25 protein-coding genes are annotated in these 25,846 nt (G+C 62.8%); 10 read left to right on the forward strand and 15 right to left on the reverse strand.

The features are described from left to right. Positions 1 to 8 precede the first annotated feature (8 nt). Complete coding sequence (locus EY713_RS10435) at positions 9 to 899, forward strand: Pnap_2097 family protein (protein WP_165491094.1); 891 nt, start codon at positions 9 to 11, stop codon at positions 897 to 899. A gap of 147 nt (positions 900 to 1,046) precedes the next feature. Here EY713_RS10435 and EY713_RS23330 read toward each other — a convergent pair whose 3' ends face one another. Beyond that, the gene (locus EY713_RS23330) at positions 1,047 to 1,169 is read right to left on the reverse strand and encodes a hypothetical protein (protein WP_281015376.1); all 123 of its coding nucleotides are present in this window, start codon (positions 1,167 to 1,169) and stop codon (positions 1,047 to 1,049) included. Positions 1,170 to 1,379: 210 nt separating this feature from the next. Here EY713_RS23330 and EY713_RS10440 point away from each other — a divergent pair, with 210 nt between their 5' ends. Then, positions 1,380 to 1,664, forward strand: a complete 285-nt coding sequence (locus EY713_RS10440; protein ID WP_131114726.1) for a hypothetical protein — start codon at positions 1,380 to 1,382, stop codon at positions 1,662 to 1,664. A 17-nt stretch (positions 1,665 to 1,681) separates the two neighbouring features. Here EY713_RS10440 and EY713_RS10445 read toward each other — a convergent pair whose 3' ends face one another. After that, positions 1,682 to 2,314 (reverse strand): HD domain-containing protein, encoded by a 633-nt coding sequence (locus EY713_RS10445; protein WP_131114727.1) that lies wholly within the window; start codon positions 2,312 to 2,314, stop codon positions 1,682 to 1,684. Positions 2,315 to 2,376: 62 nt separating this feature from the next. Between EY713_RS10445 and EY713_RS10450 the strand changes: the two genes are divergently transcribed. After that, positions 2,377 to 3,381 (forward strand): GlxA family transcriptional regulator, encoded by a 1,005-nt coding sequence (locus EY713_RS10450; protein ID WP_131119542.1) that lies wholly within the window; start codon positions 2,377 to 2,379, stop codon positions 3,379 to 3,381. A 154-nt stretch (positions 3,382 to 3,535) separates the two neighbouring features. Here the strand turns inward: EY713_RS10450 and EY713_RS10455 are convergent, their stop codons facing one another. The 6 genes from EY713_RS10455 to EY713_RS10480 all read right to left on the reverse strand — a co-directional run bounded on the left by EY713_RS10455 (position 3,536) and on the right by EY713_RS10480 (position 10,058). Then, positions 3,536 to 4,546: a zinc-binding alcohol dehydrogenase family protein gene (locus EY713_RS10455; protein WP_131114728.1), complete on the reverse strand. Its 1,011-nt coding sequence runs from the start codon at positions 4,544 to 4,546 to the stop codon at positions 3,536 to 3,538. A gap of 92 nt (positions 4,547 to 4,638) precedes the next feature. Then, positions 4,639 to 5,457: a glycosyltransferase family 2 protein gene (locus EY713_RS10460; protein WP_131114729.1), complete on the reverse strand. Its 819-nt coding sequence runs from the start codon at positions 5,455 to 5,457 to the stop codon at positions 4,639 to 4,641. A gap of 226 nt (positions 5,458 to 5,683) precedes the next feature. Continuing rightward, complete coding sequence (locus EY713_RS10465) at positions 5,684 to 6,217, reverse strand: hypothetical protein (protein ID WP_131114730.1); 534 nt, start codon at positions 6,215 to 6,217, stop codon at positions 5,684 to 5,686. Further along, complete coding sequence (locus EY713_RS10470) at positions 6,214 to 7,593, reverse strand: sensor histidine kinase (RefSeq protein WP_131114731.1); 1,380 nt, start codon at positions 7,591 to 7,593, stop codon at positions 6,214 to 6,216. The genes EY713_RS10465 and EY713_RS10470 overlap by 4 nt, the downstream gene beginning before the upstream one ends. After that, positions 7,590 to 8,288, reverse strand: a complete 699-nt coding sequence (locus tag EY713_RS10475) for a response regulator (protein WP_131114732.1) — start codon at positions 8,286 to 8,288, stop codon at positions 7,590 to 7,592. The genes EY713_RS10470 and EY713_RS10475 overlap by 4 nt, the downstream gene beginning before the upstream one ends. A 1,365-nt stretch (positions 8,289 to 9,653) precedes the next feature. Beyond that, a complete protein-coding gene (locus tag EY713_RS10480; RefSeq protein WP_131114733.1) occupies positions 9,654 to 10,058 on the reverse strand; it encodes a cupin domain-containing protein in 405 nt (134 codons plus the stop codon). Between the two features lie 97 nt (positions 10,059 to 10,155). Here EY713_RS10480 and EY713_RS10485 point away from each other — a divergent pair, with 97 nt between their 5' ends. Further along, entirely contained in the window at positions 10,156 to 10,398 is a 243-nt protein-coding gene (locus EY713_RS10485; protein WP_131114734.1) for a hypothetical protein, read from the forward strand. 35 nt (positions 10,399 to 10,433) lie between these two features. Here EY713_RS10485 and EY713_RS10490 read toward each other — a convergent pair whose 3' ends face one another. Continuing rightward, on the reverse strand, positions 10,434 to 11,741 hold the full coding sequence (locus tag EY713_RS10490; protein WP_245572967.1) for an NRAMP family divalent metal transporter: 1,308 nt from the start codon (positions 11,739 to 11,741) through the stop codon (positions 10,434 to 10,436). Between the two features lie 223 nt (positions 11,742 to 11,964). On the opposite strand from EY713_RS10490, the gene aspA reads away from it, so the two are divergent. Beyond that, positions 11,965 to 13,512, forward strand: a complete 1,548-nt coding sequence (gene aspA / locus EY713_RS10495; protein ID WP_131114735.1) for an aspartate ammonia-lyase — start codon at positions 11,965 to 11,967, stop codon at positions 13,510 to 13,512. Between the two features lie 24 nt (positions 13,513 to 13,536). On the opposite strand, the gene sthA is transcribed toward aspA, so the two are convergent. Next, the gene (sthA, locus tag EY713_RS10500; RefSeq protein ID WP_131119546.1) at positions 13,537 to 14,931 is read right to left on the reverse strand and encodes a Si-specific NAD(P)(+) transhydrogenase; all 1,395 of its coding nucleotides are present in this window, start codon (positions 14,929 to 14,931) and stop codon (positions 13,537 to 13,539) included. Positions 14,932 to 15,099: 168 nt separating this feature from the next. Here sthA and EY713_RS10505 point away from each other — a divergent pair, with 168 nt between their 5' ends. From EY713_RS10505 to EY713_RS10515, 3 genes are all read left to right on the forward strand, one after another. Next, on the forward strand, positions 15,100 to 15,414 hold the full coding sequence (locus EY713_RS10505) for a DUF2293 domain-containing protein (RefSeq protein WP_131114736.1): 315 nt from the start codon (positions 15,100 to 15,102) through the stop codon (positions 15,412 to 15,414). Between the two features lie 93 nt (positions 15,415 to 15,507). Next, entirely contained in the window at positions 15,508 to 17,871 is a 2,364-nt protein-coding gene (locus EY713_RS10510) for an Orn/Lys/Arg family decarboxylase (RefSeq protein ID WP_131114737.1), read from the forward strand. Positions 17,872 to 17,930: 59 nt separating this feature from the next. After that, complete coding sequence (locus EY713_RS10515) at positions 17,931 to 18,470, forward strand: GNAT family N-acetyltransferase (RefSeq protein WP_210215351.1); 540 nt, start codon at positions 17,931 to 17,933, stop codon at positions 18,468 to 18,470. 82 nt (positions 18,471 to 18,552) lie between these two features. On the opposite strand, the gene ppk2 is transcribed toward EY713_RS10515, so the two are convergent. After that, complete coding sequence (gene ppk2 / locus EY713_RS10520; protein ID WP_170314075.1) at positions 18,553 to 19,479, reverse strand: polyphosphate kinase 2; 927 nt, start codon at positions 19,477 to 19,479, stop codon at positions 18,553 to 18,555. Between the two features lie 124 nt (positions 19,480 to 19,603). On the opposite strand from ppk2, the gene EY713_RS10525 reads away from it, so the two are divergent. Then, on the forward strand, positions 19,604 to 19,912 hold the full coding sequence (locus EY713_RS10525) for a hypothetical protein (protein WP_131114738.1): 309 nt from the start codon (positions 19,604 to 19,606) through the stop codon (positions 19,910 to 19,912). Positions 19,913 to 19,921: 9 nt separating this feature from the next. Here the strand turns inward: EY713_RS10525 and phoB are convergent, their stop codons facing one another. The 4 genes from phoB to EY713_RS10545 form a co-directional block, all read right to left on the reverse strand. Next, positions 19,922 to 20,662, reverse strand: a complete 741-nt coding sequence (gene phoB / locus EY713_RS10530) for a phosphate regulon transcriptional regulator PhoB (protein WP_131114739.1) — start codon at positions 20,660 to 20,662, stop codon at positions 19,922 to 19,924. A 145-nt stretch (positions 20,663 to 20,807) separates the two neighbouring features. After that, positions 20,808 to 21,530 (reverse strand): phosphate signaling complex protein PhoU, encoded by a 723-nt coding sequence (gene phoU / locus EY713_RS10535; RefSeq protein ID WP_131114740.1) that lies wholly within the window; start codon positions 21,528 to 21,530, stop codon positions 20,808 to 20,810. A 115-nt stretch (positions 21,531 to 21,645) separates the two neighbouring features. Further along, a complete protein-coding gene (pstB, locus tag EY713_RS10540) occupies positions 21,646 to 22,446 on the reverse strand; it encodes a phosphate ABC transporter ATP-binding protein PstB (protein WP_131114741.1) in 801 nt (266 codons plus the stop codon). 232 nt (positions 22,447 to 22,678) lie between these two features. Beyond that, positions 22,679 to 23,773 carry an ATP-binding protein gene (locus EY713_RS10545; RefSeq protein ID WP_342634219.1) on the reverse strand — a complete coding sequence of 365 codons (1,095 nt, stop codon included), beginning with the start codon at positions 23,771 to 23,773 and terminating at the stop codon, positions 22,679 to 22,681. A 263-nt stretch (positions 23,774 to 24,036) separates the two neighbouring features. Between EY713_RS10545 and EY713_RS10550 the strand changes: the two genes are divergently transcribed. Continuing rightward, positions 24,037 to 25,836, forward strand: coding sequence for a DEAD/DEAH box helicase (locus EY713_RS10550; RefSeq protein ID WP_131114742.1), 1,800 nt, complete (start codon positions 24,037 to 24,039; stop codon positions 25,834 to 25,836). The last annotated feature ends 10 nt before the right edge of the window (positions 25,837 to 25,846 follow it).

Consider the following 25,846-nt stretch of genomic DNA (forward strand, 5'->3'; position numbering starts at 1 on the left):
GGTCCGAGATGACGATCGCGGTCGCACTCGTTTCGGGCGAGCCACAGGGCAAGGCGGCGCCCGCCTCCGTGTCCCAATCTCTGGTCGCGCTCGGGATGCCGCATCTGACAGCCTACGGGCTCTCGGAAACTTGGCTCCTGAAAGAGCTCGGGCATCGCCATTGGCAGTTGATCGCGCAGGCATCCGGCCTTCCGCGCGCGATGTTCCGCGATCGAGCCGGCGACACCGTCTATGCCGCGTTCTGCGGCGTTACCATTCTGGACGGCCGCCTCGACGCGGTGTGTGAGCATGACGATCTGCTGATTGCCTCCGACATCGCTCGTGTGTCGCGTACGCAATTTGCCAGTCGCCATTCCCTGTCGTGCGAGGGGAGGGCGCTTGGCCATGTCGAGATGCTGTCGGTTTTCGTCAAGCGGGATGCGGTAGGCGAGAACCGATCGATCGTCCGCGTCGCGGTCGAGGGGCTTGCGTCGATGCCTCTCGTGCCGGAGTTTTCGACCTTGACAAGCCGCGTCCCGATGCTGCGGCGGGGCGAGTGGACCGAGCATTTAGGCTTCCGCACCGATGCCGCGCCGATGAGAGAGGCCACTATGGTCCTGCCGTGCCCGTCGCAGGACTTTAACGGTGCAGGTTTGCTTTATTTCTCGTCGTTTCAGGCGGCTGTCGATCGGGTCGAATGGGAAACTTTCGGCTCGAGATATCCGGCGTTGACCACCGTGTCGCGCGAGATCGTCTATCAGGGCAATATCAACATAGGCGAACCGATCGCCATCGCGCTTCGCGGCTTGCGTGAGACCGCGGAGCGACTCGATCACTGGTATCGTGTCACCGCTGCCTCGAGCGGTCGGGTGCTCGCCGATGTCTTTTCAAGCAGGGCGCAAGCGAACTGCATGACGTGATCGAAGGACGCTGGTAGCCAGCCCCTCAGTTCCTCGGAACACGGAGTTAGATTTGGAAATCTTCGCATAGCACGTGCATCGCATCGACGCAGGATGTCTGCGGCGATTGCCTCGGGTCTAGCAGGGCAACGATGACGCGGGAGCGGATCATGCCTTATCGATGTGCGGCCAAATGCTGGCGCTGATCACGCTCAGTCTGTCGTCGATGACGGCCAGCAAGGTTCGAAGCGCTGCGGCTCGACTATCCGGCAGGAAGTCGGCCGTCGCCATGCTGGCCGCTTCGACTCAATGACGAACCTCGTCGATGTCGTCGGCGGTTTTGAGCCGGTCTCGTTCGATGGTTCGGTCAGACACTGTCGCCTCCGTTGAGGGTGTCGAGGGTTGTTCGAGCTTGGGCCAAGAGGCGTTCCGCTTCTAAACTGTCGCCGCGCAGATCCGCCGCGTTGCCGATAAATTCCGCACACTTTCAGTGAGGCGAGCGTGAGCGTGCGAGAGGGCGGTCAATTGCTTCTCCAGGAGCACTGGATGCAGAAGGCCATCAGCATCCACTGGTCGAACGCAGCACACGCTTTCGTCGATGTCGTCGATCGCCAAGGTAAGCAGCAGCATGTCGCCTTCGGCGTCGGTGATTGCGCATTCCAGATCGATGCGGTGTGGGAGGCGACGGGCCGCGCTCATGCCTGCACCCAATCAATGCCGGCCGCGCTCAACACGAAGGCCGCGCGGGAGCGCCGCCTTCCCCCGTCAGTCATCGGTGTCGCTTGACCGACCGCCAAGCTTACCTACCGCCAAGCCGACCCTCTGATCACGGAGCAGAAGTTGCCGCGATGGAAATGCGGGTCCTTGTCGGCGATCACGTCGGCCTTGACGTTTCCGAATGTTGTGTCGGGCTTGTGCTTGATGCCTTCGTAGAAGGCTTGGATGATCTCCTCCTTGAAGTCCGAGGGGCGAGGAAAAGCCGTGACCACGCTCGAGCGCTCCGCCTCGGAATACTCCTTGTAGGTCAGGCCCAGCACGTCCATCTCGACGCCCGCCGTCACAAGGGCGACCACCGGGTGCATATGGACCGGGACGCCCGGCGTGGTGTGCAGCGCGATTGCGGTCCAGACCGTAGAGGCATCCTCTTCCGAGATTCCATGTTCGCGAAGAAAGTCACGGGCGGCGTGAGCGCCATCGACCTCGAATCGCTCGTTGGCGCTCGCATGTGCGGGCATCAGGCCGAGGTCGTGGAACATCGCTCCCGCATAGAGCAGTTCGCGGTCGAACGTCAGCCCGCGATGAACGCCGGAGAGCGCGCCGAAATGATACACGCGGCTCGAATGGTTGAAGAGCAACTCGGTCTCGCGATCACGGACAAATTCCGTGATCTTGCGCGCGAGAGCGCTGTCGGGAATGGCGGCATCGGTCGTGATCACGGTCGGGGCTCCTCTTGTTGATGGCGACAATCTAGAGCCATTCGGCTATGTCTTATTTCGCCATGTACGGGCGATTCCTGCCAAAGGATGGCGATGTCGGACGCGGAGGCGATGTGGCCCGGACAATAGGCATCCTCGCGATCGAAGGCACCCAACTCCTCGACGTCTCGGGACCCTTGGATGTGTTCGCCGAAGCCAACGTTCAGAGCGGAGGCGCCGCCTACCTCCTGTCTGTGATCGCGACGGCGCCGGGCCCGATCACTTGTTCATCGGGCGTCCGCCTCCTTCCGGATGTCGTCTATGGCGACGAGAGCGCGGGCACGTTCGATACTCTCCTGGTCGCCGGCGGCTTGAATCTGGCGCGTCGCGCGCGTGACGACAAGTTGATGCAATGGCTTCGCCAGGCGACCGCCGCGGCGAGACGCTACGGGTCGGTCTGCACGGGCGCCTTCCTGCTCGCCGATGCCGGTCTCCTCGACGGGCGACGAGCCACCACCCACTGGGCGGTGGCCGACAGCCTCGCCAAGCGTTTTCCAAAGGTGATCCTGGAGATTGACGCGATCCATATCAGGGACGGCCGTTTGCGGACGGCAGCGGGGGTCACGGCCGGGTTGGATTTAGCCCTTGCGCTCGTTGAAGAGGATCTCGGAGCCGACATCGCCCGTCGGGTCGCCTCCCAACTCGTCATGTTCTTTCGACGCGGCGGCGGCCAATTGCAATACAGCCGGCGCGGCCTTGGCAGCCCGGCGGGACGGTCGGCGTTGCAGTCCGTCCAGCGCGCGGTAATCGCTGATCCTGCCGGCAACCACGGTAACACTGAGCTGGCGCGGCGCGCTGGCCTGAGCCTGCGTCATTTCGCGAGACTCTTCCGGTCCGAGGTCGGCACCACGCCGGCCGCCTTTGTGGAGACAGTCCGGATCGAAGCTGCTAAGCGTCTGCTCCAATCAGGCGCGCCCCCCAAGCTGGCGGCGGATCAATGCGGTTTCGCCGATGCCGACACGCTTCGTCGCGCCTTCCTTCGCCAGGTCGGCGTCACACCAGCCTCCTATCGGCGCCGTCATACCTAAGGCGGCGGTCTTGCCCGCTCTGATCCGTGCCGCTTCCGGTGAGGCCTGTGCCAGCCATCTCCACCTGCCGCAACCGACCAGAACACGGATCGTCGGCCGATGTGAGCCCCGCCGTTCACCCCTCCGATCTGAACGGCTGCCGTGATGGTGCGCTTCAGATGTCGATCAGAGCCTTGATGACGCCCGTCTCCGGCCGTGACCACAGTGGGATCTGCCCGGGTGCCTCGTCCAGCGGGGCCCGATGCGTCACAAGCGCGTCTGTCGGCACATGGCCGTCGCGCATGGCCGTCAGCACCGTCTCAAAATCGATCCGCGTCGCATTGCGGCTGCCCAGCAGCGAGGTTTCCCGTTTGTGGAACTCCGGATCGTCGAAGGTGATGGCGGATCGGACGATCGAGAGCAGCACATAGGTGCCGCCATGCCCCACATAGCCAAAACCCTGCTGCATGGCGGCCGGGCTGCCTGTCGCGTCGATCACCACATCGAAAAAGTCGCCGTCGGTGACCGCGTCGAGCCGGTCCTTGATGTCGGCTGATCCCTGAAAGACCTGATCGACGCCGAGCTTATCCTGACAGAAGGCGAGCCTGCGATCGTTGACGTCGAGCACTGTGACCTCCGCGCCTCGCGCCTTCGCAAAAATGGCGGCCGAGATGCCGATCGGCCCCGCGCCGACGACGATGACCCGGCTATGCGGGCCGAGGCCCGATCGCCTCACCCCATGCGCGCCGATCGCGAGAAATTCCACCATCGCGGCTTCATCGAGGCTCAGTCCGTCGGCCGGGATGACGTTGCGGGCCGGGACTGCGATGAAGCCGCAGGCGCCGCCGTCTCGGTGCACCCCGAGCACTTGGAGGTTGCGACAACAATTCGTCGTGCCGTTTCGGCAGGCGCGACACTCGCCGCAGTAGAGATAGGGCTCGACACTGACGATCTGTCCTGGCGACAATCCGCTGCCGGTGGGCGCCGCAACGACCTCGCCGCCGAGTTCGTGGCCTATGACGCGCGGATAGGCGAGGTAAGGCTGGTTGCCATGGAAGATATGGTAATCGGTGCCGCAGACGCCGACCCGCCTGATGCGGATCAAGACATCGTCGGGGTCTCGATGCGGCTCGTCGCGATCGATGAGGGAGAGCCGCCCGGGCTCGTCGCAGCGCAGCGCTTTCATGATGTCATCCTCCTCGTGCCGCCTAAACCGTTGGCTTGGAACCGGGATAGTCGGGTTTGAGAGACTGACGCAAGCGCCAAGTGCCGATCGTCCTAAAGGCGCAGTCGCTTGCGGAGGCGCCGGATCACGAAGGGGACGAAGGCTTCCTCATTATGGTCGCTCGGTGTCTTGAGGACGAGCTCCCGATCGATCAGCATCTGCAGGCCCGTCGCTGCGGCGACCCGCCGATTGAAGGTCAGATGCTCGCACCGTCGCGACGCCGCATCGATGTAGGACCCGAGCGCATAGGCCTCGTTTGGATAGAGGCACAATCCGTTGAAGGCCGAGGTACATTGGCGGTCGGTGGGCGATGTCAGCAGGCGGCGCTGCTCGTCGATATGGTCTCTAAAGAAGCGATAATAGGCAAAGAGGTTCGTCTGATGCGATTCGATCTCATCCAGCAGAAACTCGAACGAGATCGAGCCATCCTCGAAGGCAAGAAGATCGTAATAGAGCGGCCGTGACGTCGCCGACACGGCGAAGACGCCTCGATGCTCCAGCTTTGCGATGGCGTTGCTGAACGAGGCGGGGGTCGGCGGCTGCTCGAACGCATTATCGAGATCGACGATGCAAACAAAGCGCGGCGTCCAACTCGATTTCTCGAGCTGTTCCTTCAGATGTTGTCGACCGACCGCCATCCGCTGAAGGCGATCCGGGATCTGCGCCATGAAATCGGTCGAAACCGCCACGACATGCCCTCCGGCTTGAGCGGTCCTGAGAAGATCTTTCGTCGCGTCCCGAGAGCCGTTTTCGCCGATAATGGCGGCGCACCGCATGCCACTGTCCCTCAGCGACGCCGTAAAGTCGAAGAAGATCGGCAAGGTCCGGGCACAATCCCGCGCCAATGACAAGAAGACGACGTCCGCTTCCAAAGCTCACCTCGATCGGCCGTTCCATGACCCTCAACGACGCGCCGCCCGATGGCGTGAGCGACGTCCGTCCGCACCACCTCAAGCGTCTCGATACAAGGTCGGGCGGCCGCATGCCCTATGGTCATGCGGGTTACCTCTGACGCAACGGGTGGCTGCGTCGCGGTGCAGAGTCGAGACTGAGGCCACCTGCGGCTCTTCGGAAGCGCGCCTCGCCGGGTCCCACCGATCAGGGCGACGAGGCGGTCGTCTTTCCATGCGCGACGGGATGGTATGCGGACGCGAGCGGGTTCAGACGACGGAACACGCCGGACGGACAGGTCGGGGCGCCGGTCCGATCGATGAGGTGCCAATCCGCCTCGTCGGAACCTCTCAGTTCAATGGCGTAAGCACAGGAGAATGCGCCATTGCCGAAAGCAAAGTTCACGCCCGCGTGGACCGGCATCGCGGCTCCCTGCAGTCCGCCCCGGTCGGACCAGACGTCGCCGCGACGGGTCACGATGAGAAGCGTTGGATCGCTCGCGCTCTTCCAATCACCCGCCAAAGCGCCTGGGTCGAGCCCCGCGACTCCGCCTGCGGGTTCAGCCGCAGAATGAGTTGCGGCCGCAATTCGCAAGCCCGCGCTTCCCGCGGCGCGAATCTCGCGAATTCCGAAGACGGCAGCAGCGACCAGAATGACGCTCGCGAGCGCAACCCGCAGAACGGTGCCGCTTCGAACGCCACGCTTGATTGCGCGCAGGTGACGATCCTCCGCAGGCATCATGATCCGATCGGCTTCAGGGCTTCGATGTCCGGCGACGTTCGCGCGGCGCGTCGAACGGTGTCGGTGTTGATCGAAGCCAGGGTTGCCGGCGTATCAGGCTGGGCCTTATCCGGCTGGGCTTGGCTTTCGGCCGCGAGCGTCACGATGAAACGGCTTCCGAGCCCCTCATGACTGTCGCAGATCACTGAACCCGCATGATGTTCCGCGATCTGGCGCACGAGCGACAAGCCAAGGCCCCAGCCGCCACCCGCTTCGCTGCGTCCACCGGGACGATAGAACGGCTCGAAAATGCGCTCCCGCTCTTCCGGCGGAACGCCGTTGCCCCGATCATCGACGACGATCCGGGCCTCGGTGTCGCCGTGGCGCGAGATGACGATGCTGACCGGCGGACGTCCGTGTTCCAGCCCATTCTCCAACAGGTTCCGAACCAGACGTCGGAGCAGCGTCTCATTGCCGATGATGTCGACTGGCTCGCCGTCGAGGGTCGCGCCGACCCGTGCGGCCTCTTCGGCCGCGAGGCCGAGAAGATCGATCCGATCCATGGCCCCAATCGTCGCGCCGGAATGATCGAGGCGACTGCACAGCAGGATCTCTTCGACCAACTGATCCAATTCGGCGAGGTTTCGGATGATTTCGTCGCGACGAATTTGCTCCGGGTTGCCGACCCAGAGATCGACCGCCATGCGAAGTCGCGTGAGTGGCGAGCGCAACTCGTGGCTCGCATTGGCCAACAACGCCTTTTGCGACAGCAGCAGCGTGTTGAGCCGGGTCGCGGTCGTGTTGAAGGTCCGGGCGACCGACGCGACCTCGTCGCATCCCCGATCGTCGACCCGCACCCAGACATCGCCCTGGCCCCAACGCTCCATACCGGCCCGGAGATTCTCGAGCCGCCGTGTCAGGCGCGCCGTCAGCGGAAAGGCACCCAGCCCGACCCCTCCTGCAACCACGAGAATGGCCAGCACGATGCCCCAAATCCGGCTTTTGGCGAAATGCTGCAGGCGAACCAGAACGGCGCGGCCGTCCGGTAGATCGATCCGCGTGAAGAGATTCGGGCGCCAGCCTGCGTCTTTGCTGGTTTGGGGCGCGGTGATGGGCGTGCCACGGGACGCCAACAGCGTCCCGTCGACATCATAGAGTGAAATATCGGACCCGATTTCATCGCCGAGCCGCCGGATGGTGTCGGCGAGCGCGCCGGCTGGATAGTCCTGCTTGGTCACGAGTTGATCGACGATATGGATCCGGAAGGCGCCCCACCGCTCCTGGGAGAGGGGCCCGAGCCACCACCACAAGCCGCCCATCAGCACTGCCACGATGGTCAAGCTGGTCAGCAGCGTCAGGTAGAGTTTCCAGAACAGGCGCTGGTTGATGCCGGTCATGGTGCCACGTCCTGCTTCTTGGCGAAGACATAGCCGCTGCCGCGCACCGTGATGATGCGACGCGGATGTTTCGGATCATCCTCGATGGCCGATCGGATTCGCGAGATATGGACGTCGATCGAGCGATCGAACGCATCCAGTTCCTCGCCTTTCACGAGATCGAGGAGGCGTTCGCGGTTGAGCACCCGGCCAGCGTGGGCCGCTAAGGTTGATAAGAGATCGAATTGATAGCTCGTCAGTGACTTCAGAGTGCCGTCGATGCGAACCGTCCGGGAACCCTGGTCGATCAGAAGGCGACCGAACCGCACATGGGTGTCGGGCTCTTCCGGCTTTCTTTGTCGGCGAAGAATGGCACCGAGCCGCGCCTGGAGCTCACGAGGATTGAACGGCTTCGGCAGATAATCGTCGGCGCCGATTTCGAGGCCGATAATACGATCCGTCTCCTCTCCCTTCGCGGTAAGCATCAGGACAGGCACCTGCGACGACATGCGGATGCGGCGCAGCGCCTCGAAGCCGTCGATGTCGGGCAGCATGACGTCGAGGATCACCGCATCGTAAACCGAGTCCGCGATGGCCTCGATCCCATCGAGACCCGTGGCGCGCCCCTCTACGAGATAGCCGGCTTGTGCCAGATAATCCGCCACCATGGCGGCCAAGCGAAGATCGTCGTCGATGATCAGAAGCCGCTCGGCCATGGTGCTCGTCAGTCCCTGAATGAAGCTGAACAGCATATAAGGGCGGCTAGGTTTCTACGAGGCCGGAGCAAAGTGAAGTTTCATGAAGCGGGCGCGACGCTTTGAAGGCAAGAGCCGAACGGCTCACTTACCGTGCAGTCGCCAAATGGTCTTCAACCCGCAAGGCTTCTTTACAAAGAGAGGGTCGAACCGACACGCAGCGACGCTAGCCTCTCCGGGTAGCCTGCCTTGGGAGACATCACATGCATGCAAGTTTGAGCGACCTCATCATCTGCCTCGCCATGTGGCTTGGCCCGTTTGCAGGCGTCGCTCTCTTTTGGCTTCACGACCAGCGACGGCAGCGTTCCGACCTGGCGGGCGACGACGCGGCAAACAGGCGATCGAGAGATAGATCGTCCGTGTTTCCGTCTCGAAGCGGCTCCCGCATGACGGTTTTGACGAACGGTCAGGCCTTCGATCCCCATTGAGGGGTGGTTGGGATCTCGTTCCTCAGACCGCCGCTGCGGCGCGCTAAGCAAGTACCGCGGGCAATCTCGACGAGGGGCCATGCAGCCGCTCCTCGTCGCTCATGCCGAACGGTGGGCTAGCGATCGCTTCGGGTACAACCTCAACAGCGCCAGCCTTCGTCACGCTGCAGACCAGTCGATTCAGACTGCACTGCCATAACGGGTCTGGACACCTCAAGAGATCGGTCAATCGCTAGACCGTCACGGTTTCCGTCGGCGCTGTGGATAGGGGCGCGTGGCCGTTGTCATATCGCGGGTCTGACGCTCGACGGCCAGCAGGGTGCCCCGATCTTTAAACTCAAAGCTGACGGCGGCGGCCGTCACGCCCGCAAGCGCCGCGATTTCCTCGCGTGTTTCTGTAATCGTCCCGTTGGCAGCGACGAGTTGTCGAGCGACCTTGAGAATGCGAGCGCGGTCACTGGACGGGTTCGTCCAGAGGTCGTCAGCCGCGGCGCATGATGATGTTTCGGTCAATAGCCTCATTCCCCTCACTTGCACGACAGTGGAGAATACCTGAACCCCCGATCGTTATTCGATACCCCGACCAATTCAGGTTTCGAGTGCTGAGACAGTCCCCATCACAGCACCACTGACTCAATAATCAAATAAATTAATAATTAAATATTCGGGATGCTTTGCTGCAATGGCCAATAAAGACGTCGAATTTTTAAAATTCACAAGCCCAAATGTTGCAGGCTTCGATTGGTTCCGTCGACTTAAAAAATTTAATGGCGACCTCGGAAATGGTCCGATCTGACAGTCGACAAGAGAGTGCGCTGCGATCAACCGTATTTGTAATCTGCTCGACAATCCATCGGTACGCGCCGTACCAACCATCGCGCTCGATGCGATACTGCCGTTACGTCATCCGAGGGGTGAAGTGATAGGAAATGTCGGCGAAACAACCTGTTGGAAAAATGTAGAAGAGGCGAATGTCGTGGCCCGATTCATTCCGAAGGCCATGTTCTGCATTGCCCGGAATAAAAACTGCAGCCCCTGCACTGACGGTCGTCTCGCACCCCTCGATCGTCAGTATTCCGGTCCCCTCGATGATAAAATAAATCTCCGGCTCGGTATGGCGGTGGCACTGTAGACTGCCGCCTCCCGGTAGGATCTCGGCGATGCCAGCGCTCATGCTGTCGGTCGGCGTGATATCGCTGCTGAACAGGGTAAACCACGAGACACTGCCGCGAACGGGATCGTCCCACGACTCGCGAGTCCGGTCCTCGATGCGGGCGATGGTCGGTTGCGACGGGTTTTGCATGCAGTGTCCCCTTTTGGGATGCGGCAGAGGCGGCTTGCGGCTCTCGACCGGGTCCGTGCGGCAGCCTACCGTTGGTGTTTGTAGAAGGGGAGGTTCAATGATGGCGATCGATAAAGTTTGGTCTAGGCTTGCGCTCGCGCTTGTCGTCGGCCTTCTGCTTGCCTCAACGCCGGTTGAAGCCCGCACTATGCAGCAGCGCATGCGGGAGGCTTGTGCCGCGGATGTCGCAATACTGTGTCCGGACGTGACAAACGATCCCGATCGTCTGAAAGCCTGCATGTTGAACAAGCGGGTGAAGGTGACGCCGGACTGTATGCGTTTGATCGATGCTTCTGAATGAGGCCGGAGAGGAACGAGGTCGAACGTCGGGCAGCGTCAGCCCATCGTGGCCAACATGCCGACCGCCGCGAGGCCCATCACCAGCGTCGCGAGCCAACCGACACCTTTCAGGAGCGGCGGTAGGGCGAAGCGCCCCATGATGTCGGCGCGGCTGGCCAGCAACATCATCATGATCATGATCGGCACGGCCACGATGCCGTTGATGACAGCGCTCCAGAACAGCGCCTTGATGGGATCAATGGGTGTGAAGTTGAGAGCCGCGCCCACCAGCGTCGCCGCCGCGATGACACCATAGAACCCACGCGCTCGTCCCGGCTTGCGGGCGAGCCCCACATGCCAGCCGAGGGTCTCGCCGAGCGCATAGGCCGCGGAACCCGCCAAGACCGGGAGAGCCAACATCCCGGTGCCGATGATGCCGGCCGCGAAAATCACGAAAACAAAAGGACCGGCGATCGGCCTTAGCGCTTCGGCCGCTTGAGCGGAGGTCTGGATGTCGGTGACGCCGCTCTGATTCAGCGTCGCGGCCGTTGTGATGATGATGAACAAGGCGACGATGTTCGAGAGCGCCATGCCGACATAGGTGTCGGTCCGGATCCGGCGGAACTCCGCCTCGGCCTGTTCGGGCGCGCGTTCCAGTGGGCGAGCTCCCGTCCGTTCCTTGACGTCCTCGACCTCCTCCTCGGCTTGCCAGAAGAACAGATAGGGGCTGATCGTGGTGCCAAGGACCGCAACGATACCGGTCAGATATGTCGCGTCATATTTGATCTCGGGGAGCACCAGCGCATGCGCCACGGTCAGCCACGGCACATGCACCACGAAGGCGACACCCACATAGGCGAAGAGCGACACCGTCAGCCATTTGAGGACCGACACATAGCGCGAATAGCGGACGAATACCTCCAAGAGGACCGACACGACGCCGAAGAGCAGCACGTAGACGAGAGCCGGGCCGCCGATCAGCAGTTGGAGGGCGGCCGCCATCGCGCCGAGGTCGGCTCCGATGTTGATCGTGTTGGCGACGACCAGAAGTGCCACGAGACCATACAGCACCGGGGCGGGATAGTGGATCCGCAGGACACCCGCGATGCCGCGCCCCGTCACCCGGCCGATGCGCGCGCTGATCTCCTGAATGGCGCACATCAAGGGATAGCTGAACAGCATCGTCCAGCCGATCTGATAGCCAAATTGCGCGCCGACCTGCGAATAGGTCGCGATGCCGCTCGGGTCGTCGTCGGAGGCGCCGGTGATGAGGCCGGGACCAAGGACCTCGATGAGCTTCGGCCGTCGCGGTTGCTTGACGGCGTCCGGAGCATTTGGAGCCGCCGGCTGCATGGTCTCGGTCATCGGGTATCGTTCATGGGGTATCGTTCATGGGGTCTCGATCATCGGCTTGGCTTGCCCACTTCGAGCGTTTCGGTTGCCGGGCGACCAGCGCCGCATGATGCTGCCACGCTCAAGCCAGGGTGTCACGCGCGACGGCCTTTCCGTGCCGTGTCATTTGCCCGTATCCTCCCCGACCGGTCCGCCTCGAGCGGCCCGCAGACATCGATAACCGGATGGAACCACCATGACGGATGCGGTTCGGCTCGAACATGATCTTTTGGGCGACCGGGAGGTCGCTATGGACGCGCTTTATGGCATCCACACGCTCCGGGCGCTCGAGAACTTCCCCATCACGGGTCTCCCGATCAGCATCTACCCTGATTTTATCGCGGCGCTGGCCAGCATCAAACAGGCGGCCGCCGCTGCGAATGCCGAACTCGGGCTCCTCGATCCCGAGCGAGCCACGGCGATCCAAGCCGCCTGCGCCGAGATCCGCGCCGGGCAATGGCACCAACATTTCGTCGTCGATGTGCTGCAGGGCGGCGCCGGCACGTCGACCAACATGAATGCCAACGAGGTGATCGCCAATCGTGCCCTGGTGCTGATAGGGCATCGGCCGGGCGATTACGCCACGCTCGATCCGAACGAACAGGTCAACCTCAGCCAAAGCACCAACGACGTCTATCCGACCGCAATCAAATTGGCGGTTCACGCCGGGGTGTTCCGGCTGATCGACGCCATGGCGCTGCTTCGTGCAGCCTTCGACGCCAAGGCGACCGAATTCGCCGACGTGCTGAAGATGGGGCGGACGCAGCTGCAGGATGCCGTTCCGATGACGCTGGGGCAGGAATTCCGCACCTATGCGGTCATGGTGGCTGAGGACGAGGAGCGGCTCCGCGAGGCGGCGGCTTTGGTGTGCGAGATCAATCTTGGCGCGACCGCGATCGGTACCGGCATCAACACGCATCCGGCCTATTCGGCCGTCGTCTGCCAACGGTTGCGGGACCTGACCGGCATTCCGGTCGTGACGGCAGGAAATCTCATCGAGGCGACGCAGGATGCGGGCGTCTTCGTGCAACTCTCCGGCGTGTTGAAGCGCGTCGCCGTCAAGCTGTCGAAGATCTGCAACGATCTCCGTCTGCTGGCGAGCGGCCCACGCGCCGGCCTTGGCGAGATCAATTTGCCACCCGTACAGGCCGGATCGAGCATCATGCCGGGCAAGATCAATCCCGTGATCCCTGAAGCCGTGAACCAGGTTGCCTTCGAGGTGATCGGCAATGACACGACCATCACGTTCGCGGCTGCCTCCGGGCAATTGCAGCTCAATGCTTTCGAGCCGGTGATCGCCCACAGCCTCTTCAAGAGCCTGACGCATCTTCGCAACGGTTGCCTGATTCTGCAGCATCGCTGTGTCAGCGGCATCACGGCCAACAAGGACCATCTGCGCCAAAGCGTCGAACGATCGATCGGGCTGGTGACGGCGCTCAACCCCTATATCGGCTACGCCAATGCGAGTTCCGTGGCCCAGGAAGCCTATCAGACAGGTCGCCTTGTGGCCGATGTGGTGCTGGAGCGTGGACTGCTGACACGCGAGGCCCTCGACGATCTGCTCAATCCCGCCGTGCTGACGCAGCCGCGTGCCGTGCAGGCCGCTTACCGACCCGGATCGCCCGGTGCCGCGCCGGCCCCAGACGCACCGGCCTCGGCGCGGACGGTCGCGCCGACCGTGCCCGAGGTGCTAGTGGGCGACGGGTCTGAACCGGGCACCGCCGCACCGACCGAGGCGCACTGAGGCCGCGCCCTCCACAGGGTGCGTTCAGGAGCGCGTCATCCGGTTCCACGCATCGAGACCCGCGATTTTATAGGCTTCGGCAAGCGTCGGGTAGTTGAATGAATTCTCGATGAAATAGTCGATCGTGCCTTTCAGGTTGAGGACCGCCTGGCCGATATGGATCAACTCGGTCGCGCCCTCGCCAACAATATGAACGCCGAGGAGACGCCGGGTCTTGAGCGAGAAGATCATTTTCATCATGCCGGTTTCAAGCCCCATGATGTGACCACGCGAGGTTTCGCGAAACCGGGCGATGCCGCATTCGTAAGGGATGCCGCGCTTGCGGATCTCCTCCTCGTTGAGGCCGACAGTTGAAATTTCAGGCACCGAATAGATCCCGTAGGGGAAGAACTCGGGCGGGGGCGGGGGCTCGAGCCCGAAGGCGTGGCAGGCAGCAAGGCGCCCTTGCTCCATCGAGGTCGAGGCGAGGCTCGGGAAACCGATGACGTCCCCGGCCGCATAGATATGCGGCACGATGGTCTGCAGCGTCCGTGGCTCCACCGCGATGCGGCCGCGATGGTCCGTCGCTAGCCCGGCGGCTTCGAGGTTGAGCGTGTCGGTCGCGCCCACGCGCCCGGCCGCGAAGAGCAGCATGTCGCTGATCACGGTGCGGCCGTCGCTCAGCTTGGTCGCGATCGTCGTGTCGTCCCGGAGTTCGATCGTGGTCACGGCCGAGCCGAGCCGGAGCGCCACGTTGCGGTCGCGCAGATCATGCACGAACTCCTCGATCAATTCCTTGTCGATGAAGTCGAGAAAGGTCGGGCGTGGCTCGATCAGCGTCACGGCGACATCGAGGGCGCTCATGATCGTCGCATATTCGACCCCGATGACGCCGGCCCCAATGACCGTGAGGCTGCGCGGCAAGCGCTTCATCTCGATGATCTCGTCGCTGTCGAACACGCTCACGCCGTTGAACGGGACATAATCGGGACGAAACGGTCGCGTGCCGCAGGCGATGAGGATGTGTTGGGCGAAATGCACGCTTTTCTCACCCGCGTCGGTCGTCACTTCGACGCTATTCGGATCGACGAACCGCGCCGCACCCCGGACGGTCTTGACGCCATTGCGGCTGAATTGATGCTCGAGGACCTCGACCTCGTGATCGAGCGTCTTGTGAAGGCGCGCCATGAGGTCGGTCGCGTCGATGTCGTGTTTGACCCGATAGGACCGGCCATAAAAGCCGCGCTCCCGCCAGCCCGACAGATTCAGCACCGTCTCGCGCAGCGTCTTGGACGGGATGGTGCCGGTATGGACCGACACGCCGCCGACCCGGCGCCCCTTCTCGATGACCAGCACGGATTTGCCGAGTTTGGCGGTTTGCACGGCGGCCCGCCGCCCCGAGGGGCCACTCCCGATCACGATCATGTCGAATTCGTACATGCGGGTCATTCTCGTCGGTCGGAGCGGAGCGGAGTCGCGTCGGACTTGCAAGATCCGATCCCATCCCACTCCATCTGCGGGCTTCATTGCAAGTTGACGACGGTCCGGGCGGATCGAGCGGCAATTTCGGCTTGCCTTGCGGGCCGGCTCGGTTCATCGCCTGCCGTGATGACGCGACAGACCTCCATCGAAACAGCCTTGCGGCGCTTGGCGCCAGCTATTCCGGCGCATGAATTTGCGGTGGTGGTCGACCATGCCTGCGGCAGCCCCGCTCTCAAGCGGGCCACGCCCGAAGAAGCCGCGTGGCTATCGCTCGTGGCCTACATCCGGCATCGGATGACGGATTATGACGAGTTGCTGGCCGACCATTATGATGTGGACAGCGCCCGTTATTTCGTCGCTGACGACATGCGCGAGATTTTGCGGGACTGGGGCGTTCGCCGCGCCTTGGCGCCCGATGGCGGCGATGGCGGCGGCGCCTGATCGGGACCGTGACGGACGCGATTCGAGGCGCCGTCACAAGATCGTCAAAGACCGAAGCGTAGGACTAGTTTTTTCTTCAGGATCGCGAGCCACATGGACTTCTTTCGTCGTTTCACCGTCCTGATCTGCGCGCCCAATTTCGATCCCGACGATCTCGAGGGCGTGCGGGTTCAGCAGATCATCTCCTCGGTCGAGAAACTCGGCTTCGAAGTGGTGCGTGCGCGACGGGTCGACGACGCGGCCATTGCGGTGCAGACCGATGCGGCGATCGGCTGCATGGTCGTGGATTGGGGCAAGCGCGGCCTCGACGGCAAGGCCGCGGCGCTGATCGACCTGATGCGGAAGCGCGGCCTCGAAATGCCGATCATCATCATGGTGCGCCGCAAGCGCCTCGAGGATATTCCGGTCGAAGTGCTGGACTTCATCGACGGCTATATCTTTCTCGCGGAAGAAACGCCGGATTTCATCGCTCGCAATCTCGTCAGCCGTCTGAAGCAATATGCCGAGACGCTGAAGACGCCCTTCTTCGGCGCGCTGGTGGATTATGCGGAGGAGGGGAACCAGCTCTGGACCTGTCCCGGCCATAATGGCGGCATCTTCTACAATCGCAGCCCGATCGGGCGCATCTTCGTCGAACATCTCGGCGAGGCGGTGTTCCGCGACGATCTCGACAATTCGGTGCTCGATCTCGGTGATCTGCTGGTCCACGAGGGGCCGGCCTTGCAGGCCCAAAAGGAAGCGGCTGTCATTTTCGGCGCCGAAAAGACCTATTTCGTGCTCAACGGCACCTCGGCCTCGAACAAGATCGTGCTGTCGGCTCTCGTCACGGACGGTGACCTCGTGCTGTTCGACCGCAACAACCACAAGGCGGCGGTACATGGCGCGCTCTTCTTGGGCGGTGCCATCCCTGTATTTCTCGAAACCGATCGCAACGCCTTCGGCCTGATCGGCCCGATCTATCACGAGGCGCTGGATGAAGCGGCCATACGCGAGAAGATCCGCACCAATCCGCTGATCGAAGATAAGGACGCGTGGCAGCGCGAACGGCCGTTCCGCGTCGCCGTGATCGAGCAATGCACCTATGACGGCACGATCTATAACGCCGAGATGATCCTGGCCAAGATCGGCCACCTCTGCGACTACATCCTGTTCGACGAGGCCTGGGCCGGCTTCATGAAGTTCCATCCGCTATTTGCTGGAAGCTTCGCCATGGGCCTGAAATCACTCGACGAAACCTCGCCTGGTATCATCGCGACTCAATCGACGCATAAACAGCTCGCGAGCTTTTCGCAGGCCTCGCAGATCCACACCAAGGATAGCCACATCCGCGGGCAGACCCGGCGTGTCGAGCATCGGCGTTTCAACGAAAGCTTCCTGCTGCACGCGTCGACCTCGCCCTTCTATCCGATCTTCGCCTCGCTCGATGTCGGCGCACAGATGATGAAGGGCCGCTCCGGCGTCGTGCTGTGGGATGATACGATCCGGCTCGGCATCGAATTGCGGAAAAAGCTTCGCGCGATCCGGCGCGAGTTCGAGGACAAGGAGCAGGATCCGCTGCGCCGTTGGTTCTTCGATCCCTTCGTGGCCGACAAGGTCAGCCTTCCGCCTCTCGTCGACGGCGACGAGCCGCGCGAAGCCACTTGGGAAAGCGTGCCGACCGACGAACTCGCAGCGGGCCGGCAATATTGGGAATATACGCCGGGAGCGGCTTGGCACGGGTTTACCCATGTGGCCGAGCATTACGCCATGACGGACCCGGCTAAGCTGACCATCCTGACGCCGGGCTTCGACCGGACGACCGGCGCCTATGCGGAGCATGGTGTTCCGGCCCCGATCGTGGCGCAATATCTGCGCGAAAACCGTGTGGTTGCGGAGAAGAACGATCTCAACTCTTTGCTGTTCCTCCTGACGCCGGGCGTCGAGTCCAGCAAGGCCGGTACGTTGATCAGTGCCCTCGTCGCCTTCAAGCGGCTGCATGATGAAAACGTGCCGCTGGAGGAGGCCATGCCGGAATTCGTCAATCGACGCCCCAAACGGTATCGCGGCCTTCGCTTGCGCGACCTCTGTCACGATTTCCACGCCTTCCACCGCGATGCCGGAACCAGCGCGATGCAGAAGGCGCAGTTTTCGCCAGCCCATCTGCCCGATATGGTGATGGAGCCGCACGAGGCCGTGAAGCAATTAACCCGCAACAAGGTCGACTATCTGCCGATCGACCAGATCGACGGCCGCATCGCCACGACGCTGATGCTGGTCTATCCGCCCGGCATCGGAACCCTTGTGCCGGGCGAGCGGATCAACGAACGGTCGAAGCCGATGCTGGATTATTTCAAGATGTTCGAGCGAAGCGCCAATCTGTTCCCGGGCTTCGAGGCTGAAATCCAGGGGCTCTATCGGGAAGTCGCGGCGGATGGCGCGATCCGGTTTTATACCTACGTGACGCGCGAGGGGCTTTAACCTTGGAGAGTCCAGGAGAGATCACGATCCGACCGTCGTCGGATGCGGACGTGCCGGCGATGCTGGCCATCTACGCGCACCATATCCAGCGCGGCGTCGGCGAACTCGGCGATTATGAGCCCGAGCCGCCCAATGCCGAGGATCTGAAACGCCGCCGCAAGACGATGCGGAAAAAGCGGCTCCCCCATCTTGTGGCCGAGCGGGACGGCGTTGTGGCCGGGTATGCCTATGCGGTGCCGTTTCGCAAGCGCCCCGCTTACCGCTACACGTTGAAACACTCGATCTACGTGCATCACGAACATCTGCATGCCGGCATCGGCCGTCGGTTGCTGCCGGCCTTGATCGAGGCCTGCGCGGCCGGTGGCTATCGCCAGATTATTGGCTATATCGATGGCGCCAACGAGGCCTCGATCCGGCTGCATGAATCATGCGGCTTCAAGCGCGTCGGCATCCTGCCGTCGGTCGGCTACAAATTCGGCCATTGGAGCGACAGCGTCATGGTCCAATGCGCGCTCGGCGACGGCGATACGACCCAGCCGAAAACCTGGATCCACGCCCGCAACATCGCGGCGGATCGCTCACATCGGGACCTTCATTGAGCAGCGCGCCGGTCCTGGCCTGAGGCGCGCGCGATCGTCTGGTGAGTGGCCGACGCCCGGAAGCGTCGGCCTTTGGCTTGCGTCAGTAGCGCGAGGGAACGTGCATCTCGGCCGGGACCGGATGGCGCACGTAATCGGCATGGTGGACGCGTTCGGGCAGGACGACCGGCGCGCGGGGCACGTCCTCATGCGGAATCTGGCTAAGCAGATGCGCGATGCAATTGAGCCGCGCCTTCTTCTTATCAACCGCCTCGACGACCCACCAGGGCGCTTCCGGAATATTGGTCTTGGCCAGCATCGCTTCCTTGGCCTTGGTGTAATCCTCCCAGCGGCTGCGGGATTCGACATCCATCGGGCTGAGCTTCCACTGCTTGAGCGGATCGTGGATCCGCATGTTGAAGCGGAATTCCTGCTCTTCGTCGGTGATCGAGAACCAATATTTGATCAGGATGATGCCGGACCGGACCAGCATCCGTTCGAACTCTGGAACCGAACGGAAAAATTCTTCGACCTCGGCTTCGGTGCAGAAGCCCATGACGCGCTCGACCCCGGCGCGATTGTACCAGCTGCGATCGAGCAGCACCATTTCACCGGCGGCCGGCAGATGCGCCACATAGCGTTGGAAATACCATTGTGTCCGCTCGCGCTCGCTCGGCGCCGGCAGTGCCACGACGCGGCACACGCGCGGATTGAGCCGCTGGGTGATGCGCTTGATGACCCCGCCCTTGCCGGCGCTGTCCCGACCTTCGAAGATCACCACGACTTTCAGCTTCTGGTGCTGGACCCAATCCTGCAGACGCACGAGATCGCGCTGCAGGCGGAACAACTCCTTGAAATAGACCCGCCGATCGAGAGACTCGCGCTCGGGATGGTCGGAGAGCGAATCCAGCGCTTGTTCGAGGCGCTGATCGTCCATTTCAAGTTCGAGTTCCTCGTCGAAGCTGTCTGCGATCTCGTTCTGGATCCGTTGCACATCCGACATGGGATTGGGGGTATGCTGGTCGTTCATTCGCGGCTCCAGGGTCTGTCTCGTTGCAGTTTCGGATTTTCGGATGGCACGCATGTGACAAGGTCGCCCACAAGCTTGGCGCCACGATGCGGGGAGACGACGACGTCAAATGCACGAGGCCGTCATGGTGTTGATTCAGGTCCTGCTTCCGGTTTTCGACAATGATAGTCGCCTGTTTCCGAAATCGCATTACGAGACGATGGCGGCTGCTCTGACCGAGCGTTTCGGCGGCGTCACGGCCTATACGCGCTCGCCGGCCGAGGGGCATTGGAAGCGCGGTGGCCAGCCGACCAGCCGTGACGAGATCGTCGTGATGGAGATCATGTGCGATGACCTCGACCGCGCGTGGTGGAGCGACTATCGGCAACATCTCGAGACGATTTTCCGCCAGGAAGCCGTCATTATCCGCGCGCAGGAGATGATGCTGCTTTAGGAACGGGCCTCAGGCTTTGCCGAAGGTTTCGTCGAAGGAATAGCCCGCGCCGCGCACGGTGCGCAGAGGATCACGTTCCCGCCCGCGCGAGAGCGATTTCCGCAGGCGCCCGACATGCACGTCGACCGTGCGCTCGTCGATCTCGACCGACATGCCCCAGACCCCGTCCAACAATTGCGAGCGGGAGAAGACACGGCCCGGCCGTTCCATTAGATATTCCAGCAAGCGAAATTCCGTCGGGCCGAGATGAACGTCGCGTCCGGCTCGGCGCACCCTGCGGGTCTCGCGATCGAGATCGAGGTCGCCAGCCATGAGCCGATTGGCCAGACGCTCCGGCTTCGAGCGACGCAGCAGGGACCGGACCCGCGCCATCAATTCGGGCACCGAGAAGGGTTTCACGACGTAATCGTCGGCCCCGACCGACAGGCCACGCACGCGCTCGCCCTCTTCGCCGCGCGCCGTCAGCATGATCACCGGCAACGTCCGGGTCGATTCACGCGCACGCAGGCGACGGCAAATTTCGAGGCCCGAAACGCCCGGCAGCATCCAATCGAGAATGACGAGATCCGGCGGCATTTCGCTCAGGCGGAGTTCGGCCTCGTCACCGCGCTCCACACGTTCGACCGTGAAGCCTTCCGCCTCGAGATTGTAGGACAGCAGCAACCCCAGCGCCTGTTCGTCTTCGACCACGAGGATGTGCGGCGCCGTCCCGACGGAGCCGCTCTTGATCGTGGTCCGCATGCTATTCATGACGAATGCTCCTTTGCCCGGGCGTCAGGCGGCGTGTCCGCGCCATGAGCCGGGGGCATGATCGTGATCGCCACATCCTGTACGGCTCGCCGTCGTCTCCGACATGGCCCGGATGATCGGCGACACGAGGCGAGCCGATCCAGTCTCAGGCAACCTCATCGGCGGCGTCGGTCGGGATCAGGCTCGACATCCGGCCCTTGGGCCGATCCATCGGCAAGGTTTCGCCGGTGACGAGGTAATAGACCGTCTCGGCGATGTTGGTCGTATGGTCGCCGACCCGCTCGATATTCTTGGAGCAGAAGAGGAGATGGGCACAGAACGAAATATTGCGCGGATCTTCCATCATAAACGTGAGGAGATCGCGGAAGACCGAATCTTCCAGGGCATCGAGCTCGGCGTCGCGGGTCCAAACAGCCTGAACCTGTTCGACGTCGCGCTGGGCGTAAGCGTCGAGAACGTCCTTCAGCTGCGTCGCCGCCAATTCGTTCATATGCTTCAAACCGATAACGGCGCGAGGCAGGCGCTGCTCGGACGCGATCTTCATGGCGCGGGACGCGATGTTCTTGGCGAGGTCACCAACCCGTTCGAGGTCGCCTGACACCCGGATGGCCGCTACGATCTCGCGCAGATCCATCGCCATCGGCTGACGCTTGGCGATCGTCAGGATCGCGCTGTCTTCGATCTGCCGTTGCAGGATGTCGAGACGCGGGTCCATCGCCACGACCGAACGGGCGAGATCGACGTCGCTATTGGTCAGCGCATCCATCGCGTCGGACAGCATCTTTTCGGCGATGCCGCCCATTTCGGCGATCTTGCGGCCGAGGCTCTCGAGTTCCTTGTCGTAGGCGCTGACGATATGTTCGGGCATGTTTGAGGTCCTTCGCGGCTGGAGCGGATCATCCGCAAGAGGGTGGGAGGCGGTCGAGCGACTCGATCGTTGCGCGGTGCCGCGCCGTGCGACGATCGCCCGTCTGTCTAGAGCCTTAGCCGAAACGACCCGTGATGTAGTCTTGCGTCCGCGTCTGGGCCGGCGAGGTGAAGATCTTCTTGGTGTCGTCGAATTCGATCAATTCGCCGAGATACATGAAGGCAGTGCGGTCGGACACGCGGGCAGCCTGCTGCATGCTATGCGTCACGATCACGATCGTGTAGCTCGCCTTCAACTCGTCGATCAGTTCCTCGACACGTGCCGTCGAGATCGGGTCGAGTGCCGAACAGGGCTCATCGAGGAGGATCACCTCCGGGCTGATCGCCACGGTTCGGGCGATACAGAGGCGCTGTTGCTGACCGCCCGAGAGGCTCAGGCCGCTCGCGTTCAGCTTGTTGCTGACCTCGTTCCACAAGGCGGCGCCGCGCAACGCCTTTTCGACACGTCCATCGAGCTCGCTCTTCGGCAGCTTCTCGAACAATTTGATGCCAAACGCGATGTTGTCGTAGATCGACATCGGGAACGGCGTCGGCTTTTGAAAAACCATGCCGACCCGCGCGCGGAGCTCGTTCAGATCCTGCTCGGGGCGAAGGATATTCTTCCCGTCGAGCATGACCTCGCCTTCGGCGCGCTGGCGCGGGTAGAGATCATACATCCGGTTCAAGATTCGCAGCAGGGTCGATTTTCCGCAGCCCGATGGCCCGATGAAGGCCGTGACCGTGTTGGCGTAGAGCGGAAGCGACACGTCCTTTAGGGCGAGCGAGTCGCCATAGTAGAACTTGAGGTTCTTGATCGACACTTTAACGGGCAGCGTCTGCGTTTGCGGCGCGCTCGCCAATACCGTGTTCACGCTCATTTTAGTTTCCTCGTCCGGCTCGGTCTCGCATCTGCCGTCGACGCGGTGCCGGCCTGGGCCTGCGTGGTAAGTGCCATGTCGATCCCGTCCGTGCGTTCGTTTGCCCGTGCGTTTTCGCCGACCGGCTTCAGAGCGATCTCGATTACCCCGAGCGCACGGGATTTTTACGACAGTTGGATGACGATTTTATAACGCGCTGCTTTGCCCGGTGCTTGGCACCGAGGCAAAACCGTCACCGCGTCGGCTGTGGATAGAGCGGAATCGAAGCCGTGAAGACGCAGCCCTGGCCGACTTCGCTCTCGACCGTCATGCGGCCGCGATGGCGTGCCACGATATGTTTGACGATCGCCAATCCGAGTCCCGTGCCGCCCTTGGCGCGGCTTTGCCCCGCGTCTACGCGGTAGAAGCGCTCGGTCAATCGCGGCAGATGCTCCGGCGCGATACCGGGGCCGTGATCGCGCACCGTCAGCACGCCGACGCGGCGGTGGATCACGATGCTGATCTCGACATGGCAGGATGCGGGCGCTGCCGCGGCGCCGTCGCGTGGTCGCGGAAGGCCGCCGTATTTGATGGCATTCTCGATCAGATTTTCGGCCACCCGGACGAGTTCGTCGCGATCGCCGGAGACGATGACCGGTTCGCTGCTCTCCACCTCGACGCGGGCGCCGTTCTCCTGAGCCAGAGGCGCGAGCGTATCGACGACGTGCCTGACAACGGACCCGAGATCGACGGGCTTGTTGGGTTTGAGATGAAGATTCTGCTCGATCCGCGACAGCGACAAAAGATCGTCGACTAGGCGCGCCATACGCCGCGCTTGCTCGCCCATGATGGCGAGAAATCGCTCCCGGGCTTTCGCGTCGTCCCGTGCAGGGCCTTGCAGCGTCTCGACGAAGCCGAGAAGGGAGGCAAGCGGCGTCCGCAATTCATGGCTGGCATTGGCCACGAAGTCGACGCGCATCCGCTCGACCCGATGTGTTTCGGTCAGATCGCGGATCGTCAGCACGATCAGGCGCTCCTCCTCCGGGGCGTCGAGCGGGGCAATCGTGACCTCATAGGAGCGTTCGACCGGAACGCGGTCGCGCCACGCGACTGTCTCGGCCAAGCCGGAAGCATGGACGCGATTGACCCCGTCGAGAACGTCAGGATCCCGCAAGCTGAGCGCGAGAAGGTCGCCGGGCCGCACCACCGGCAAAATGTCGAGCGCCGGCCCATTCGCCGCGATGATCCGCATGTCCGCGGTTACGACGATGACGGGGCCTGGAAGGGCCGCGATGAGTGCTGAGAGCAGGCTTCGGTCGGATGTGAGCGGCGGATGATCGAGCATCATATGATTTAGCGATGTAGTCCTATGTCTATCGGAAATGTCGCGCTCTTTTATTGACGGGCTGATGACAAAGGCGCCGTTCTCGTGCTTGTGCAGCCTGGACCTTGTGACGCGACCAGTGCAAGACCTCGTCATTGCATTGGTCGTCTTACAGATCGCAAACGTCTTCGGCGATGATCGACGTTACGACGTAGCCGCATCCAGCAGAATAAACTACAAGACGCTGGCGATCCCTTTATTTCCGCAGTTCAAGGCGTTCATCTTCCGTGCCGTTTCCACCCACCAAATCGACGATCTCTCGTGCTCTCGCCGAGAAGAACTATGAAGAGCCGACACCCGTGCAATCGGCTGTTCTCGCGCCCGAAACGGCCGGGCGCGATCTGCTCGTGTCGGCCCAAACGGGCTCCGGCAAGACCGTGGCCTACGGGCTGGGGCTCGTCGACACGCTGATGGACGCAGAGGCGGACACGTTTTCTCAACCGGGCGCTCCTCTGGCGCTCGTCGTCGCACCGACCCGAGAACTCGCGCTCCAGGTTCAGCGCGAACTGGAGTGGCTCTACCGCTACACCGAGGCCCGCATCGTGGCCTGCGTCGGCGGCATGGACCCACGCAGCGAAACGCGCCGTCTCGCCACGGGCGCCACCATTGTGGTCGGCACGCCCGGCCGTCTGCGCGACCATCTTGAACGCGGCAATCTCGACGTGTCGACCCTCCGGGCGCTGGTGCTCGATGAGGCCGACGAAATGCTCGATATGGGCTTCCGCGAAGACCTCGAGTTCATCCTGCAATCGACACCGCCCGAGCGGCGCACCCTGATGTTCTCGGCCACCATGCCGAAGACCATCAGCGCCATGGCGCGCCGCTACCAGCGCGAGGCTCTTCGGCTCGAGGTCGCGACCGGCGAGCGCGGCCACGCCGATATCGACTACCGCGCCGTCCGGGTCGCGCCGCACGATGTCGAACATGCCGTCGTCAACTTGCTGCGCTTTTATGATTCGCCCAGCACGATCGTGTTTTGCAACACGCGCGATGCGGTCCGCCATCTCGGCGCCACCTTGACCGAACGCGGCTTTGCCGCGGTGCTACTCTCGGGCGAACTGTCCCAACACGAGCGGAACAGCGCGCTCCAGTCGCTGCGCGACGGCCGCGCTCGCGTCTGCGTCGCGACCGACGTCGCGGCGCGCGGCATCGACTTGCCGAGCCTTAATCTGGTCATCCATGCCGATCTGCCGAACGATCCGGAGGTGCTGCAGCATCGCAGTGGCCGCACCGGCCGCGCCGGCCGCAAGGGGACCAGCATCCTTCTCGTGCCGATGTCGCGCCGTCGTCGTGCCGAGAGCCTGTTGGCGGCTGCGCGCATCCGTTTCGAGTGGGACGGGCCGCCATCCGCCGAATCGATCCGGAAACTCGACGCGGAGCGACTGGTCAGCGACCCCATGATGCTGGAGGAGGGCACCGAGGAGGATCTCGTGCTCGCCAAGAGCCTGCTGTCCGAACGCTCGCCCGAGCAGATCGCTTCCGCTCTGGTGCGTCTCTATCGATCGCGTCTGCCGTCGCCTGAGGATGTCTATGATCCGGGTCCCATGCGGGACGTGCGCGCCCCGCGCGACAAAACCGAACGCGCGCCGCGGCCGGAGGCGAGCCCCCGCTTCAAGACCGATCGTCCCGTTCGCCAGAATGACGCGGCGCCCTCCGCGCCGTCATCGGGTCCGCGCAACGGCAAGAGCATCTGGTTCCGGATGGACATCGGTCGTCGCAACGAGGCCGATCCGCGCTGGCTTCTGCCGATGATCTGCCGCCGTGGTAAGATCACCAAGGCCGATATCGGAGCCATTCGCATTTTCGACAAGGAAACCAAGTTCGAAGTCGCCGAAGGCGCGGCCGACCGGTTGATCGCCGCCACCAAGAACAACGAGGGCGAGGAGATCCGGATCGAGCTTCTCGGGCCGGATGGCGCGCCAAGCGGCAAGCCGCCGAGCCGCGACGGACATCGCGCTCACGCGGCCCCGAGGACGATCGATCCGGGCGGCGAGCGGCCCCGCAAGGCACGCCCCCCTCGCGATTGACGGGACGGCC

The sequence above is a fragment of the Lichenihabitans psoromatis genome, from assembly GCF_004323635.1.
In the GTDB taxonomy this organism is placed as follows: Bacteria; Pseudomonadota; Alphaproteobacteria; order Rhizobiales; family Beijerinckiaceae; genus Lichenihabitans; species Lichenihabitans psoromatis.